Source organism: Variovorax sp. Root434, from assembly GCF_001426595.1.
Lineage (GTDB): Bacteria > Pseudomonadota > Gammaproteobacteria > Burkholderiales > Burkholderiaceae_C > Variovorax.
The window spans coordinates 512804-529352 of record NZ_LMEK01000001.1 but is presented as its reverse complement, the minus strand read 5'-3'; the positions used below and the strand labels follow the sequence as shown (position 1 = coordinate 529352).

Here is a 16549-nt window from a genome sequence, read left to right as displayed (position 1 = left end):
CCCTATGGTGCGCCTGTTTCGACCGTTGCGGTTCATCCGGCGCGCAGCATCGGTGTCGGGAAGTTTCCTGCAGGATCTGGCGGACCGTCAGTCCTTGTGCACGTGGCCGTGCTCCCCGTGGCCCGGGTCGTCGTGGCCATGTTCGTGCCCATGCTCGCCGTGTGCCAGCCGGCTCACGAGCGTGACCAGCACGATGCCCGCGGCCAGCCACAGGATCTGCGCGGCGGTCTGGCGCGCCGGCAGGCGCTTTTGCAGTTGCGGAATCAGGTCGGCCAGTGCCACGTATACAAAACTACTACCAGCCAGCACCAGGAAGTACGGCAGCCAGCTGTGCAGTTGATCGACCAGCCACCAGCCCGCGATGCCGCCCAGCGCGGTCATGGTGCCGGCGAGCGACACCTTCACCAGCGCCGCGCGCTGGTTGGCCGAGCTCTGGCGCAGCACGACAAGGTCGCCGATGTGATGCGGAACTTCGTGCGCCAGCACCGCGATGGCGGCGACCAGGCCCAGGCGCAGGTCGGCGGTGAAGGCCGAGGCGATCAGGATGCCGTCGCCGAAGCAGTGCACGCTGTCCCCTGTGAGCACGGCCCAGCCGCCGGTGCGGGGCCCGTGGTCGTGCGCATGAACGTGCGAGTGCGCGTGGCCATGGTCGTGCCCGCCGTTCTCCCCGCCATGGTGATGCTCGTGCCCGTGGTGCCACAGCTCGGCCTTGTCGAGCAGGAAGAAGAACACCAGCCCGAACAGCAGCACCGCGAACAGCAGCGCCGGCTCGATGCGGCTTTCGAAGGCTTCAGGCAGCAGGTGCATGAAGGCGGTGGCCAGCAGCGCGCCGGCCGCCAGGCTCAGCAGGTGCTGCGGGTTCACGCCGCCCGACCCGCTGCGCACACCCACCTTCAACAACAGGGCCGCGAGCCAGACGCTCCCGATACCGGCAACCAGGGTCGCCGCGATGATGACTATCAAATTCATAGCTGGGCTTGCGCAAGAAGAGCGGCCGTCAGGGCCGCATACCGTTCATAAAAAGAGAAAGGCCGTCACACGGACGGCCTTCGGCGGGGTGGCTACAAGGCGCCGTCTTCAGGCGACGCCATTGGCTTTGAACCAGGCCGTGGCGCGTTGCCAGCCGTCTTCCGCCGCGCTCTTGACATAGCTCGGGCGGTAGTCGGCATGGAATGCATGGCCTGCTTCGGGATACACGACGAAGCTCGACGCCTTGGCCGCCGGGGTTCCGGTGGCCAGAGCCGCTTTCATCTTATCAACCGTGTCAAGAGGGATGCCCTGGTCTTTTCCGCCATACAGGCCGAGCACCGGCGCCTGCAGGCCGGCGGCGATGTCGATCGGGTGCTTCGGCGTCAGGCCGCTGGCCTGCCCGACGAGCCGGCCGTACCAGGCCACGCCCGCCTTGACCTTGCCGGTGGCGGCATAGAGCCAGACGATGCGCCCGCCCCAGCAGAAACCGGTGATGCCGGCCTTGCTGGTGTCGCCGCCGTTGGCCTTGGCATAGGCCAGCGCGCCGTCGAGGTCGGCCATGACCTGCGCGTCGGGCACCTTGCTGACAACGTCGGCCTGCAGCTTCGGAATGTCGGTGTAGCCGCGCGGGTCGCCCTGGCGCGCATACAGCTCGGGAGCGATGGCCATGTAGCCGAGTTGGGCGAAGCGGCGGCAGGTGTCGGCGATGTACTCGTGCACGCCGAAGATTTCCTGGATCACCAAGACCACCGGCAGGCCGGTCTTGCCTTCCGGCGCGGCCGCGTAGGCGGGCACCTCGAAGCCGTTGACGGTGTACTTGATGGGGCCGGCCTTCAGGCCTTCGGCCGTGGTGCTGACGGCGGTCTGCGCCATCACCGGCAACACGGCGGCCGCGTAGCCCATGCCGATGGCAGCCTTGAGCGCGGTGCGGCGCGTGGCACCCTGGTCGGTGCTCTCGCCGGGGCGAAGCGAATCGAAGTCGGAACGGCTGTCGTCGAGGGACATGGGAAGGGCTCCAGTTGAATCGTCGAACAATGGGGCGTGGCGCCATGGAAAACGCACGCCGCAATGTAGGCGAAATCAGCCCTGCCCCTCCAAGCCCTGAAATTCAGTGGGGTTGGTGCGACGCGTACGCCCGGCGCGCCAGCGCAGCGGCCAGCACCTGCGCGGGATCGACCAGGTCCAGCCCGGCCACGGCCGCAGAGCCCTGCAGCCCCAGCGGCACCTCGGTGCAGCCCATGATGATGGTGACGGGGCCGTGGCGTTCGGCGAGCTTCAGGGCCACCTCGGAGAAGCACTGCTCGGCGAGCGGCATGTTGCCGGCCTTCACGCCGTCGAAGATGCCCCGCATGATGGTCCGGCGCTCCTCGGGCAGCGGCACATGGCAGCCCAGGCCCGCGTCGGCCAGCGCCTGTTCGTAGAGCCGCACGCGGTAGGTGCCTTCGGTGGCCATCAGCGCCACGCCGGCCGCGCCCTGCTCGGCCACGTGGCGCGCCGTTTCGCGCGCCATGTGCAGCAGCTCGACCTGCGGAAAACGCTCCTGCAGGTTGGCGTGCCAGGCATGTGCGGTGTTGCATGCAATGGCAACGGCCCTGCTGCCCAGCGCGGCCAGCCGGCCCAGCGCCTGCAGCATCGGTTCGAGCGGCTGATGCGCGCCCTGCTCGGCCGAAGCCAGTGCGTCGGTGCGGTCGGGCACCGGCACCTGCGCGAGCCAGTGCTCGGGAAAGGACTGGTCGCGCACCGGCTCGCCGCGCAAGCGCATCTGCTGCGCGCAGGCCTGCACGAAGAGCCGCACGAAGTCGGCGCCCGCCGCGGGGCCCATGCCCCCCAAGATGCCTACAACGTTCGTCGAAGCCATGATCTTTCTCTTTTCAGGAATACCGCGGAACCGGCTTTGCCGGGCCGCTGGTATTGCCCCCGGTAGGGGGAAGGCGTGCGCGACCCGAAGTGCGCGCAGCCTGGGGGCGAGCTCAAGTAGCGGGCTTGTCGCTGAGGGCCTTCAGGTTTTCCTTCAGCTGCGGGCTCATCGGCAGGTTCAGCGGCACGTTCTTCGGCGGGATCGGCTGCATGAACCACTTGTTGTAGAGCTTCTCGAACTCGCCGCTCTTCATCATGCCGGCGAAGGTGTCGTCCACCAGCTTCTTGAAGGCCGGGTCGTCCTTGGGCAGCATGCAGGCATAGGGCTCGACCTGCAGCGGCTCGCCCACCACCTCGAAGTCGGCCGGTGTCTTGGAATTGGCGATCAGGCCGAACAGCAGGATGTCGTCCATGGCGAAGGCCACGGCGCGATCGCTTTCCACCAGCAGGAACGAATCGGCATGGTCCTTGCCGAGCACGATGTCCATGCCCAGGTTCTTCTCGGTGTTGTACTTGCGCATGACCAGCGCGTTGGTGGTGCCGGTGGTGCTCGCCACGGTCTTCTTCGCGAGGTCGGCGTAGTCCTTGATCTTCGAGGACTTCTTCACCAGCAGGCGCGTACCGGTATAGAAGTGATTGATGGCAAAGGCCACGTCCTTGCCGCGTGCGGAGTTGTTGGTGGTGGAGCCGCACTCCAGGTCGACGGTGCCGTTGGTGATCAGCGGAATGCGGTTTTGCGAAGTGACGGGCATCAGCGCGACCTGCAGGTTGGGCTTGTTCAGCTTCTTCTTCACCGCCTCGACCACGGCGTTGGAGAGTTCCACCGAGAACCCGATCGGCTTGTTGGGGCCGTCGAGATAGCTGAAGGGCACCGACGACTCGCGGTAGGCGAGCGTGATCTTGCCGGACTCGGCGATCTTGGCGAGCGTGTCGGCGGCCTGTGCGCCCGTGGCGGTGAAAAGCACCGCGGCGGCCATCGAAGCCATCAGGACGGAAAGTTTCATTCGAGCCCTCATTCGGTTGGATTGAACAGGCGGCCAGTGTAGGAAGGAGTGACGCAAAACGACAATTCCAATAGAAATCCGACCCATGCCCAAAGGTTATGGGCGAGGCTTCTTTTGGCATTTCCGGCCGGGGCCGCGTGCTCCTACAGTCTTGGCTCTGATCTCAATCTCCGGAAAGTTGCCTCCATGCATGTGTGTGTGCTCGGTGCCGGCATCGTGGGCCTTGCCACCGCCTGGCAGCTCGAACGCCAGGGCCATCAGGTCACCGTGATCGACCGTGCCGGCCCCGGCGCAGGTGCAAGCGGCGGCAATGGCGCGCAGCTCAGCTATTCTTACGTGCAGCCGCTGGCCGATCCGTCGATCTGGAAGCAGTTGCCCAAGCTGCTGCTGTCGCCCACCTCGCCGCTGAAGCTGCGGCCGCAGCTCGATCCGCTGCAGTGGCGCTGGGGCATGGCCTTTCTTGCCGCCTGCAACACGCAGACTTCGCGCGACACGACGGCCAGGCTGCTGGCGCTGGCCGCATCGAGCCGCACCGGGTTCGAGGCGATGCAGGCCGACATCGCGCCCGACTGCGATTTCTCTGCCACTGGGAAACTGGTGCTGTATGGCAGCTCGGCGTCGCTCGAGGGTGCGCGCGCACAGCTCGAACTGCAGCGCGCCATGGGCAGCGAACAGCGGTTGGTGACGCCCGACGAATGCATCGCCATCGAGCCCGCGCTCGCCGGCTACCGCGGCCAGATGGCGGGCGCCGTCTACACGCCGAGCGAATGTGCGGCCGACTGCCTCAAGGTGTGCGCCGAGCTGATGCGCGCACTGAGTGCGCGCGGCGTACGCTTCATGCTCGGCGCCGACGTGAATGGCTTTGCGCGCAGCGAAAACCGCGTCGCCGCGGCATGGACCAGCAACGGCGACGTGGAAGCCGATGCTTTCGTGATGGCGCTGGGCTCGGCCTCGCACAAGCTCGGCCGCGCACTCGGCGCCTATCTGCCGGTGTACCCGCTCAAGGGTTACAGCATCACAGTCGACGTCGATCCAACGCCCGGCGCCGCCCCGCATGTGAACGTGACCGACAGCGCGCGCAAGGTAGTGTTCGCGCGCATCGGATCGCGCCTGCGCGTGGCGGGCATGGCCGAGCTCGTGGGACACGACGCGAGCATTCCGGCCACGCGCATCGAGACGCTGGCGGCGGCGACGCGCGCCCTCTTTCCGCATGCGAGCCGACTGGAAGAACTGCATCCCTGGACGGGCATGCGGCCCGCCACGCCGACGGGGCTGCCGATCATCGGGCGGCTGCCGAGCGCACCGTCGAACATGCTGTTCAACACGGGCCACGGCGCGCTGGGGTTCACGCTGGCGTTCGGCTCGGCGCTGCAGGTCGCACAGGACTTGCAGGCCTGAGCTAGATGTTTTCCTGAATCGCCTGCTGCATGCAGCGGGTGATGCCGCGCACAGCCACCGAATCGGGCCGTGCCGCGAAGCGCAGCGCGCGGATCGGCACCGGAATGTGCGGCTCCAGCGTCAGCACGTCGACCTTCTCGCGGTCCGCCGAGCGCGCCGTGCAACCATCGACCAGCGCCACGCCGATGCCGTGGTGCGCCATGGCCAGCGCCGCGTGATAGGTCTGCACCGTGACCACCGCCTGCTGGAAGCCCACGCCCGCCTGCCGGCAGGCCTGGCTCAGGCTGGTGCCGACGGGGTCGCGGCTGTCGAGGCCGATCACCGGGCGGTTCACAAGGTCGTGCAGCGCCACTGACCCGTTGCGCACCAGCGCGCGCGGCAGCATGCCCTTGGGCGCGACGCACACCATGCGGCTGTCGGCCAGCGTCTCCTGCGTGAGCGAGGGATGCACCGCGGGGCTGAAGGCGAAGCCCACGTCGGCCTCCTGCAGCAGCAGCGCCGACATGATCTGCGGCGAGTGCAGCGACTCGACGGTGATCGCATAGCCCGGATGCTTTTCGCGAAACGCCTTGAGCGCGCGCGGCAGGATGTCGTAGCTCAGCGCCAGCACGCTGAGGATGCGCAGCTCGCCCGTGTCGCCCGCGGTGCGCAGGTTGGCGGCCAGCCGCTGCACCTCGTCGAGCTGCGCGAACAGCCGCTCGATGTGCGGGTACAGCGTGAGCGCCTCGGTGGTCGGCGTGAGCCGGCCCTTGGCGCGCTGGAACAGCGGAAAGCCCAGTTGCAGCTCGGCATGCTGCAGCGTGCGGCTCACCGCCGGCTGCGTGATGTTGATGAGCCGCGCCGCCGCGCTCACGCTGCCCGTGAGCATGATCGCGTTGAAGACCTCGATGTGACGCAGGCGCATGATGAATCAGCGGCTCGATGACTTCTTCGCGGAACACCGTGGAACCGGCTTCGCCGGGCCACCGGTGTTGCCCCCGGCAGGGGGTTGGCGAAGCGACACGAAGTGCGCGAAGACTGGGGGCGAGTTCATTTCGCGCGCGCGATGTCCATGACCATGCGCGTGCCGAGGTAGAGGCGCGGTTCGATCGAGTCGATCAGCACGTATTCGGCATCGGCCGAGTGCGCGCCGAAGCCCTGCAGGCCGAAGCGCTCGATGACGGGCGCCTTGGTCTTCAGCGCCGCAAAGGCCGCGTCGGTGCCGCCGCCGGCGGCCTTGTCGTCAGCGCCCAGCGGCCGGCGCAGCTCGTCCTTGTAGATCTGCTGCGCATGGCGGGCCAGGGCGCGCGAGGCGTCGGTGGCCTCCAGCGGCGGACGGCGGCGCTCGAACTTCAGCTCGACCTTGGCCTCGGGAATGAGCTGCTTCTTCACGCGCTCGTTCACCTGCTGCTCGATGCGGTCGTAGTCACTGACCTTCAGCACGCGCACATCGGCGGCCGCGGTGGCGCTGGCCGGAATCACATTGCGGTTGCTGCCCGACTTCGAGATGGTCCAGTTCATCTTCAGGCCCGTGGCCGGATCGGACAGGTCGCGCATCTGCAGGATCTGGTGCGACAGCTCGTACAGCGCGTTCACGCCCAGCTCGGGTGCCGAGCCCGCGTGCGAGGCCTTGCCCGTGACGTGCAGCGTGACCGAGGCGATGCCCGCCGTGGCGAGCGAAAGCTTGTCTTCCTTCACATAGGCGCCTTCGAAGGACAGCACCGCATCGTGCTCGCTGCCCATTCGCGTGATGAGCGCGCGCGCGCCGGGCGAACTGATTTCCTCGTCGCCGTTGATCAGCACGGTGAGCGTGCCGTACTCCTTGAATTTCATCGCCTGCAGCATCGACACGATGTGCGTGATGACCGCCACGCCCTGCTTGTCGTCGGCAATGCCCAGGCCGTAGGCCTTGTCGCCTTCGATGCGGAACGGCTGCTTGTCGAGCATGCCCACGGTGTAGACCGTGTCCATGTGCGCGATCAGCAGGATCTTCTTCTTGCCCGTGCCCTTGAAGGTGGCGCGCACCACGCGGCCGATCTTCTCAGGCGTGTCTTCCATGCGGTAGGCCTCGGCGCTCGGATCGATCAGTTCGACCTCGCCGCCCAGCGCCTTGAACTTCGCGGCGACGAGGTTGGAGATCTTCTCGAGCCCGTCGAGGTCGCGACTGCCCGATTCGATGGAGACCAGCTCCTTGAGCGTGTCGAGCAGCGCGGGCTTTTCCTTGGCGGCAAGCGATGCGACGGCGGCATCCGGGGCGGCAAAGGCGGTGCCGAAGCAGGCCGCGCAGACGACGGCGAGCAGGATCCTGCGGTGTGGAAATCCGATCATGTGCGTGCGTTCTTCTCGAGTGGTTGTTTCGTCTTCTTCAATGCGCCTTGTCCCAGTTGGGACCGACGCCGATCTCGGCCAGCAGCGGCACCTTCAGCGCGGCCACGCCGGCCATGAGGCGCGGGATTTCGGTGCGCACCCATTCGATCTCCGCCTCGGGCACTTCGAACACCAGTTCGTCGTGCACCTGCATGATCATCCGGGTGCCGCGCTTCTCGTCGTCAAGCACGTTCTGTACCTTCACCATGCTGAGCTTGATGAGGTCGGCCGCCGTGCCCTGCATCGGCGCATTGATGGCCGCGCGCTCGGCGCCGCCGCGGCGCGGGCCGTTGGGCGAGTTGATCTCGGGCAGGTAGAGACGGCGGCCGAACACGGTTTCCACATAGCCCTGCTCCTTGGCGAGCGCCTTGGTCTCGTCCATGTAGGCCTTCACGCCCGGGTAGCGCGCGAAGTAGCGCTCGATGTACGAAGCCGCGGCCTTGGTCTCGATGCCGAGGTTCTTTGCCAGGCCGAAGCTGCTCATGCCGTAGATCAGCCCGAAGTTGATGACCTTGGCATAGCGGCGCTGCTCGCTCGACACCTGGTCTGGCGTGGAGCCGAACACCTCCGCGGCCGTGGCGCGGTGCACGTCGATGCCTTCGGTGAAGGCGCGCAGCAGCGACTCATCGCCGCTGATGTGGGCCATGATGCGCAGCTCGATCTGCGAATAGTCGGCGCTCGCGATCACGCTGCCGGCGGGTGCCACGAAGGCCTCGCGCACACGGCGGCCTTCGGGCGTTCGGATCGGGATGTTCTGCAGATTGGGGTCGTTGCTGCTCAGGCGCCCCGTGACGGCCACAGCCTGCGCGTAGTGCGTGTGCACGCGGCCGGTGCGCGGGTTGGCGAGCTGGCCGAGCTTGTCGGTGTAGGTGCCCTTGAGCTTCGACAGGCCGCGATGCTCGAGGATCTTGGCCGGCAGCGGGTAATCCTCGGCCAGTTTCTCCAGCACTTCCTCGTCGGTGCTGGGTGCGCCGCTCGGCGTCTTCTTGACCACGGGCAAGCCGAGCTTGGTGAAGAAGATCTCGCCGATCTGCTTGGGCGAACCGAGGTTGAAGGGCTGGCCCGCGATGTCGTAGGCCTCCTGCTCGAGCGCCATGATGCGCGTGCCGAGTTCGTGGCTCTGCGCGGCGAGCGTGGGTGCGTCGATCAGCACGCCGTTGCGCTCGACGCGGTAGAGCGCCTCGCTCGAATCCATTTCGAGCTGGTAGACGAAGCGCAGCTTCTCGTTCTTCTCCAGCTGGGGCCACAGCGTGTTGTGCACGTCGAGCGTCTGGTCGCTGTCCTCGCACGAATACTCGGCGGCCTTGGCGATGTCGACCTGGCTGAACGGGATCTGGTGCGCGCCCTTGCCGCACAGGTCTTCGTACGAGATGCCGCTGCGGCCGAGGTGGCGCTCGGCCAGGCTGGAGAGGCCGTGCGGCTTGTGCACTTCGAGCACGTAGCTCTGCAGCATGGTGTCGTGCGCGTAGCCCTGCACCTCGATGCCGTGGTTGGCGAACACATGGCGGTCGTACTTGATGTGCTGGCCGAGCTTCTTCTTCGCGCCGTTCTCGAGCCAGGGCTTGAGCCTGGCGAGCACCTCGTCGATGGGCAACTGCTCCGGCGCATCGGGGTAGTTGTGGGTCAGCGGGATGTAGGCCGCTTCGCCGGGCGTGACGCTGAAGCTCACGCCGACGATCTGCGCGACCATCTCGTCGAGCGAGGTGGTTTCGGTGTCGATAGCCGCGAGTTCGGCGGCTTCGAGCTTCGCGAGCCAGGCGTCGAACTGCGCCCAGGTCGTGATCGTGTCGTACTTGAGGTTGCTTGCGGGGGAAGCGGCCTCCAGAGCTTCGAGCTCGGAGGGTTCGTCGAACAGGCCGCCCTGGTCGCTATCGGCGCGGGAGGCGGCCTTCTTCTTGAGGCTCTCCTCGATCAGCTCGGGCGGCACTTCCTGCGCTTCGAGCGCCTTGACCAGACTCTTGAAGCCGAACCTCTCGTAGAAGGGCTTGAGCTCGGCGGTCTGCGGCGCACCGACGGGCAGCCCGTCCAGCGACGGCAGGCCGACAACGTGGCCATCGAGGTCGCAGTCGGTGCGGATGGTGACGAGGCGCCTGCTCAGCGGCAGCTTGTCGAGCGCTTTGCGCAGGTTTTCGCCGGCCGCGCCCTTGACCTCGACGGACCGTTCGATCAGCGCATCGAGCGAGCCGTATTCGAGCAGCCATTTGGCTGCCGTCTTGGGGCCGACCTTCTCGACGCCGGGCACGTTGTCGACCGAATCGCCGACCAGCGTCTGGTAGTCGATCATCAGGTTCGGCGGCACGCCGAACTCCGCCGTCACGCCCGCCACGTCTCGCTTCTTGCCGTTCATCGTGTCGATGATGGTGATGTGCTCGTCGACCAGCTGGCTCAGGTCCTTGTCGCCGCTGGACACGATCACCTCGACACCCTGCGCGGCGGCGATCTTGGCGAGCGTGCCGATGACGTCGTCGGCCTCCACGTCGGGCACGCTGAGCACGGGCCAGCCGAGCAGCTTCACCACTTCGTGGATGGGGTCGATCTGGCTGCGCAGGTCGTCGGGCATCGGCGAGCGATTGGCCTTGTACTCGGGGTACCAGTCGTCGCGGAAAGTCTTGCCGGGCGCATCGAAGATGCAGGCCGCGTAGTCCGCGCGCACCTCGCGGCGCAGCGCGGTCATCATGTTGATCATTCCCCGGATGGCGCCGGTCGCCGGGCTCTTGGAGTCGCCGGGCACGGCCCGCAGATCGGGCATGGCGTGGAAGGCGCGGTAGAGATAGCTCGAGCCATCGACGAGCAGCAGCGTTTTCTTGTCGGTCATCGGGCCATTTTGCCGTGCCCGCAGCAGCGCTCCGAACCACGACGGCACGAGGCGCCAACCGACGCCCAAGGATCGGGGGCGCGCCTACAATCGATGCATGCCTAGCTCCACACTCCTGGTCGCCCGCCGCATCCTGCTGGCGCTGGCTTTCGCAGCCCCCTTTGCCGCCGTGCAGGCGCAGCAGCCCGCGTCTGCCCCTGCGGCGGCTCCGGCCGATTCGCTACAAAACCAGGAGCAGGCCAAAGCCGAGGGCCGACGCAACCAGAAGGTCGAGAACATCCACACCGAGGACAGCGGCGCATCGGTCGACGAAGTTCGCTACGGCGGCCGCACGCAAAGCATCAACGTCAAGCCCAAGTCGAACGTGCCGGGCTATGAAGTGCTGCCCGCCGACGCCCCCACGGGGCGCCAGGGCTCCTCTGAAACGGGCGCCAACGGCCCCCGCGTCTGGAACGTGATGAAGTTCTGACCGTGCTGCGCTCTTCCCTTTCCGTTTTCGAACCAGCAACCCGGCGCTGAGTACCGCCATGGCAGTTTTCACCGAAGTGGGTTTCGGCGAGGCAGACGCGCTCGTCCAACGCCTGGGCCTGGGCCCGCTGCGCGAACTGCGCGGCATCGAAGGCGGCATCGAGAACACCAACTACTTCGCGACCACCGAGTCCGGCGAGTTCGTGCTGACGCTGTTCGAACGCCTGAGCGCCGAGCAGCTCCCTTACTACCTTTGCCTGATGCAGCACCTGGCGGCCGCCGGCCTGCCGGTTCCTGCGCCTGTGGCGGCGGCAGAGCCCGTCGCCGCCGAGAAGCCCAGGAAAAGCCAGCCTCCCGTGCCCGCCGAAGCCTCTTGCGACTTGCTGCACATCGTGGCCGGCAAGCCTGCGGCGGTGGTGCAGAAGCTCTCGGGCCGCAGCGAACTGGCGCCCGGTGCGGCGCATTGCGCCGAACTGGGTGCGATGCTGGCACGCATGCACCTCGCGGGGCGCGACTACCCCCGCATCCAGCCGAACCTGCGCGGCCTGCCCTGGTGGAACGAAACGGTGCCGGTGGTGCTGCCGTACATCGAAGAGCCGCAGGCTGCCCTGCTGCGCGCCGAACTGGCCTACCAGAACCACGTCGCCGAGTCGTCGGCCTATGCGGCCCTGCCGCGCGGCCCGGTGCATGCCGACATGTTCCGCGACAACGTGATGTTCGCGACCGATGGCGACGCCGGCGCCGCACCGCGCCTGACTGGCGTGTTCGACTTCTACTTCGCCGGCACCGACACCTGGCTGTTCGACCTGGCCGTATGCCTGAACGACTGGGCCATCGACCTGCCGACCGGTCGGCACGATGTTGAACGCGCCGATGCGCTGCTCTCGGCCTACGAAACCGTGCGAACGCTGAACGCCGCCGAACGCGCCCTGCTGCCCGCAATGCTGCGCGCCGCCGCGCTGCGCTTCTGGATCTCCCGGCTCTGGGACTTCCATCTGCCGCGCGAGGCGAGCATGCTCAAGCCCCATGACCCCGCGCACTTCGAACGCGTGCTGCGCGACCGCGCCACCTACCCGCATGCCATGGCACAGGCCCTCGAGCCGCTACTGGCTGCCTGATCCACACACATGAAACTCAACCTCGTGCCGGCGCGAACCGGCGTCGAATGGGTCCGCCTCGGGCTCCGGAATTTCTGGCGGCAGCCGCTGGCCTTCGTCTCGCTGTTTCTTCTGTTCATGGCAGTGATTTCCAACGTGTCGCAACTGCCGCTGGTCGGCAGGTTCCTTCCGCTCATGCTGCTGCCGTTTTCCACGCTCGCCTTCATGGTCGCAGCGTCGGTGGCCGATTCCGCACCTGGCAACGGCAACGGCAATGGCAACGCCACGGGCGACGTGAAAAAACCGACCGGCGCGCTCATGTTTCTGGCAGTGGCGCGCGCCATGCGGACGGAATGGCGTTCGCTGGTGGTGCTCGGCCTGATTTCCGCGGTGTATTTCTTCCTGACGGTGCTCGCGACAGCCGTCGTCGATGGCGGCCAGTTCGTGCGCAGCTACTTCCTCGGCGAAGCGCCTGCGAAGGAAGTGCTGGAAAGCAGCCGCTTCCAGGTGGCCAATATGCTTCAGCTGTGCCTCACGCTGCCGCTGGTCGCGGCGATGTGGCATGCCCCCGCGCTCGTTCACTGGCACAAGGTGGAGCCGGTGAAGAGTATCTTCTTCAGCCTGGTGGCGATGTTCCGGAATTTCAGCGCCTACGCGCTGTTCTGGCTCGTGTGGTGCGGCGTGGTCCTGATCAGCCTTGCCTGCGTGGCGCTGATCGCCACCGTCGTGATCGGGGTGGGCTCGCTGGGCTCGGATGCCGGCGCAATGGCCGTCGGCAATGTGTTGATGGTCGGCACGCTGCTGGCGCTCGCCGCCATGGCACAGGCGTCGAACTGGTTCACCTTCCGCGACACCTTCAAGCCCGACTGAGCGCCGCGAGCGGCTGCTGCCCCCCTGGCGGCCGGCTCAGATCGGCGTGAGCTTGGCCACCGACAGCGCCAGCCACTTCACGCCATGCCGCGCAAACTTGACCTGCGCGCGCGCATCGTCGCCCGTGCCTTCGAGCGCGGTCACCGTGCCTTCGCCGAACTTGTTGTGGAACACCTCCATACCTGAACGCAGGCCGTGCGACGGCGCGGTCTTCTGCGGCGGCACGGGTGGGCTGGCGAAAGTTTCCTTGTCGCGGCTGTTGCTGCCGCCGCCATAACCACCACCGTAGCCGCCACCACCGCCGCGCGTGCTCGCGTAGCCGCCGCCATAGCCGAAGGCCGACGGCGTGAAGCCCTGGTTCTTGGGCGTGAGCCACTTGAGCGCGCCCTCGGGCAGTTCGTCGAAGAAGCGGCTCTTGACGTTGTAGCGGGTCTGGCCATGCAGCATGCGCGTCTGCGAATGGCTCAGGTACAGGCGCTTGCGGGCACGCGTGATCGCCACGTACATCAGGCGGCGCTCTTCCTCGAGGCTCTCGAAGTCGCTCATCGAGTTCTCGTGCGGGAACAGGCCCTCTTCCATGCCGGTGATGAACACGCAGTCGAACTCCAGGCCCTTGGCGGCATGCACCGTCATCAGTTGCACCGCATCCTGCCCGGCCTGCGCCTGGTTGTCGCCCGATTCGAGTGCCGCGTGCGTGAGGAAGGCGGCCAGCGGGCTCAGGGTTTCGCCGGTCTCGGCGTCGGGCGCGAGCGGCTCGTCGAGCACCGGGCGGTTCGGGTCCAGGCCCTGGCTGGCGGGCGACTGGCGCAGCTCGTCGACCGGCAGCGCCACGGCGTCGCGACCGAAGCCCTCCTGCGTGACGAAGCTCTCGGCCGCATTCACGAGTTCTTCCAGATTCTCGATGCGGTCGGCGCCTTCGCGGTCGGCCTTGTAGTGCTCGACGAGGCCGCTGTGGTCAAGCACCAGCTCGATGATCTCGCGCAGGCTCACGCCCTGGGTCTGCTCGCGCAACACGTCGATCTTGGCGACGAAACCCGTGAGGTTTGCGCCGGCCTTGCCGCCGACGACGCTCACTGCATCGTGCAGCGAACGGCCGGCCGCGCGCGCCGCATCCTGCAGGGTTTCGAGCGTGCGCGCGCCGATGCCGCGCGGCGGGAAGTTGACGACGCGCAGGAAGCTGGTGTCGTCGTCCTTGTTCTCGAGCAGGCGCAGGTAGGCCAGCGCATGCTTGATTTCGGCGCGCTCGAAGAAGCGCAGGCCGCCGTACACGCGGTAAGGCACCGATGCATTGAAGAGCGCCGTTTCGATCACCCGGCTCTGCGCATTGCTGCGGTAGAGCACGGCCATCTCTTTCCGGTCGAAGCCATCGCGCACGAGCTGGCGCATTTCCTCGACCATCCACTGGGCCTCGGCGAGGTCGGTGGGCGATTCGTATACGCGCACCGGCTCGCCGGGGCCTTGATCGGTGCGCAGGTTCTTGCCGAGGCGCTTCTTGTTGTGGCTGATGAGCTCGTTGGCGGAATCGAGGATGTTGCTGTAGCTGCGGTAGTTCTGCTCCAGCTTGATCTGATGCGTGACGTTGAACTCGCGCACGAAGTCGGTCATGTTGCCCACGCGCGCACCGCGGAAGGCGTAGATGCTCTGGTCGTCGTCGCCCACGGCGATCACGCTGTTGCGGCCCGGCTCGAACTGGCCCGCGGCGGTGTTGCCCGCGAGCATCTTGATCCACGCGTACTGCAGGCGGTTGGTGTCCTGGAACTCGTCGATCAGGATGTGGCGGAAGCGCCGCTGGTAGTGCTCGCGCACCGGGTCGTTGTCGCGCAGCAGTTCGTAGCTGCGCAGCATGAGCTCGCCGAAGTCGACCACGCCTTCGCGCTGGCATTGCTCTTCATAGAGGCGATAGAGCTCGACCTTCTTGCGGTCGTCGTCGCTGCGGACTTCGACAGCGTCGGGGCGCAGGCCGTCTTCCTTGGCGCCGGCGATGAACCATTGCGTCTGCTTGGCCGGGAAGCGCTCGTCGTCGACATTGAACTGCTTCATCAGGCGCTTGATGGCCGAGAGCTGGTCCTGCGTGTCGAGGATCTGGAAAGTCGACGGCAGGTTGGCCAGCTTCCAGTGCGCGCGCAGCAGGCGGTTGCACAGGCCGTGGAAAGTGCCGATCCACATGCCGCGCACATTGACGGGCAACATCGCCGTCAGGCGCGTCATCATTTCCTTGGCGGCCTTGTTGGTGAAGGTCACGGCGAGGATGCCGCCGGCGGAGACCTGCCCCGTCTGCAGCAGCCAGGCGATGCGGGTGGTGAGCACGCGCGTCTTGCCGGAGCCGGCGCCGGCCAGGATCAGCGCGTTGCCCTCAGGCAGAGTGACCGCGGCGAGTTGCTCCGCGTTCAGGTTCTGGAGCAGCGGCAGCGCTGGAGGGTGGGCGTCAGCCGCAGGATCGTGAAACAACATCCTGCGATTGTAGAAACCACTGCGTATGCGGGTTATATGAAGAATCGGAAGACCTGCCTTTGCGAGGCCGCGTAAAATCAATCACCGGGCCCAAGATTCTTGCGCCCGGTTTTTTGTGGGCGTTTCCTTTGCGAAACGCACCGCGAAAGCCGGCCGGACCAAGCGCTCATTCGTTTCTTTCAACGATCCCGGCCGCCGCCGGGCCGCCCCAAGGCGGCTCGAGCCTCCCCCTCGGGGGGTGGCGAAGCACACGCAGTGGCAAGCCGGGGGGCCATATTTACTGGAGCCTGGTCATGCAGATTTTCGATTACGACAACATTCTTCTCCTCCCACGCAAGTGCCGCGTGGAGAGCCGCTCCGAGTGCGACACCAGCGTGACGCTGGGCGAGCGCAGCTTCCGCCTGCCGGTGGTGCCCGCCAACATGAAGACGGTGGTCGACGAATCGATCTGCCTGTGGCTGGCGCAGAACGGCTACTTCTACGTGATGCACCGCTTCGACCTCGACAACGTGAAGTTCGTCAAGGACATGCAGGGCAAGGGCGTGTTCGCATCGATCTCGCTGGGCGTGAAGAAGGCCGACTACGACACCGTCGACCAGATGGTGGCGCAAGGCCTCGTGCCCGAGTACATCACTATCGACATCGCGCACGGCCACGCCGACAGCGTGAAGAACATGATCGGCTACCTCAGGCAAAAGCTGCCGAAGACCTTCGTGATTGCCGGCAACGTCGGCACGCCCGAAGCGGTGATCGACCTCGAGAACTGGGGCGCGGACGCGACCAAGGTCGGCATCGGCCCGGGCAAGGTCTGCATCACCAAGCTCAAGACCGGCTTCGGCACGGGCGGCTGGCAGCTGTCGGCGCTCAAGTGGTGCGCGCGCGTGGCGACCAAGCCGATCATTGCGGACGGCGGTATCCGCGACCATGGCGACATCGCCAAGAGCGTGCGCTTCGGCGCGTCGATGGTCATGATCGGCTCGCTGTTCGCGGGGCACGAGGAGTCGCCCGGCAAGACAGTCGAGGTCGATGGCGCGCTGTTCAAGGAGTACTACGGCTCCGCCAGCGACTTCAACAAGGGCGAGTACAAACACGTCGAGGGCAAGCGCATCCTCGAACCCATCAAGGGCAAGCTGGCCGACACGCTGGTCGAGATGGAGCAGGACGTGCAGAGCTCGATCAGCTACGCGGGCGGGCGCACGCTGCTGGACATCCGCAAGGTCAACTACGTCACCCTGGGCGGAGACAACGCGGGCGAACATCTGTTGATGTAAGCC

The 16549-nt window shown here is 66.6% G+C and carries 13 protein-coding genes; 5 read left to right on the top strand and 8 right to left on the bottom strand.

The window, feature by feature from the left end; all coding sequences use genetic code 11:
• Positions 1 to 87: 87 nt before the first annotated feature.
• From ASD05_RS02470 to ASD05_RS02455, 4 genes are all read right to left on the bottom strand, one after another.
• Positions 88 to 969 carry a ZIP family metal transporter gene (locus tag ASD05_RS02470; RefSeq protein ID WP_056587110.1) on the bottom strand — a complete coding sequence of 294 codons (882 nt, stop codon included), beginning with the start codon at positions 967 to 969 and terminating at the stop codon, positions 88 to 90.
• A gap of 108 nt (positions 970 to 1077) precedes the next feature.
• The gene (locus tag ASD05_RS02465) at positions 1078 to 1974 is read right to left on the bottom strand and encodes a dienelactone hydrolase family protein (RefSeq protein ID WP_056587107.1); all 897 of its coding nucleotides are present in this window, start codon (positions 1972 to 1974) and stop codon (positions 1078 to 1080) included.
• Between the two features lie 103 nt (positions 1975 to 2077).
• Positions 2078 to 2827, bottom strand: a complete 750-nt coding sequence (locus tag ASD05_RS02460; RefSeq protein WP_056587102.1) for an aspartate/glutamate racemase family protein — start codon at positions 2825 to 2827, stop codon at positions 2078 to 2080.
• 112 nt (positions 2828 to 2939) lie between these two features.
• The gene (locus ASD05_RS02455; RefSeq protein ID WP_007831192.1) at positions 2940 to 3830 is read right to left on the bottom strand and encodes a transporter substrate-binding domain-containing protein; all 891 of its coding nucleotides are present in this window, start codon (positions 3828 to 3830) and stop codon (positions 2940 to 2942) included.
• Positions 3831 to 4016: 186 nt separating this feature from the next.
• On the opposite strand from ASD05_RS02455, the gene ASD05_RS02450 reads away from it, so the two are divergent.
• Positions 4017 to 5228 (top strand): D-amino acid dehydrogenase, encoded by a 1212-nt coding sequence (locus ASD05_RS02450; RefSeq protein ID WP_056587099.1) that lies wholly within the window; start codon positions 4017 to 4019, stop codon positions 5226 to 5228.
• Between the two features lies 1 nt (position 5229).
• Here ASD05_RS02450 and ASD05_RS02445 read toward each other — a convergent pair whose 3' ends face one another.
• The 3 genes from ASD05_RS02445 to polA form a co-directional block, all read right to left on the bottom strand.
• Positions 5230 to 6132: a LysR family transcriptional regulator gene (locus ASD05_RS02445; RefSeq protein ID WP_007831195.1), complete on the bottom strand. Its 903-nt coding sequence runs from the start codon at positions 6130 to 6132 to the stop codon at positions 5230 to 5232.
• 125 nt (positions 6133 to 6257) lie between these two features.
• On the bottom strand, positions 6258 to 7535 hold the full coding sequence (locus ASD05_RS02440; protein ID WP_414930033.1) for a M20/M25/M40 family metallo-hydrolase: 1278 nt from the start codon (positions 7533 to 7535) through the stop codon (positions 6258 to 6260).
• A gap of 37 nt (positions 7536 to 7572) precedes the next feature.
• Entirely contained in the window at positions 7573 to 10389 is a 2817-nt protein-coding gene (polA, locus tag ASD05_RS02435; RefSeq protein ID WP_056587096.1) for a DNA polymerase I, read from the bottom strand.
• A gap of 97 nt (positions 10390 to 10486) precedes the next feature.
• Between polA and ASD05_RS02430 the strand changes: the two genes are divergently transcribed.
• From ASD05_RS02430 to ASD05_RS02420, 3 genes are read left to right on the top strand one after another with little or no spacing between them, the layout of a single operon-like run.
• Positions 10487 to 10858: a hypothetical protein gene (locus tag ASD05_RS02430; protein WP_056587093.1), complete on the top strand. Its 372-nt coding sequence runs from the start codon at positions 10487 to 10489 to the stop codon at positions 10856 to 10858.
• 58 nt (positions 10859 to 10916) lie between these two features.
• Entirely contained in the window at positions 10917 to 11975 is a 1059-nt protein-coding gene (locus ASD05_RS02425) for a homoserine kinase (RefSeq protein ID WP_056587089.1), read from the top strand.
• A 9-nt stretch (positions 11976 to 11984) separates the two neighbouring features.
• Positions 11985 to 12824 carry a BPSS1780 family membrane protein gene (locus ASD05_RS02420; protein ID WP_056587086.1) on the top strand — a complete coding sequence of 280 codons (840 nt, stop codon included), beginning with the start codon at positions 11985 to 11987 and terminating at the stop codon, positions 12822 to 12824.
• Positions 12825 to 12860: 36 nt separating this feature from the next.
• Here the strand turns inward: ASD05_RS02420 and ASD05_RS02415 are convergent, their stop codons facing one another.
• Entirely contained in the window at positions 12861 to 15275 is a 2415-nt protein-coding gene (locus tag ASD05_RS02415) for a UvrD-helicase domain-containing protein (RefSeq protein WP_056587083.1), read from the bottom strand.
• Between the two features lie 293 nt (positions 15276 to 15568).
• Between ASD05_RS02415 and ASD05_RS02410 the strand changes: the two genes are divergently transcribed.
• Complete coding sequence (locus ASD05_RS02410; RefSeq protein WP_056587080.1) at positions 15569 to 16546, top strand: GMP reductase; 978 nt, start codon at positions 15569 to 15571, stop codon at positions 16544 to 16546.
• Positions 16547 to 16549 lie beyond the last annotated feature (3 nt).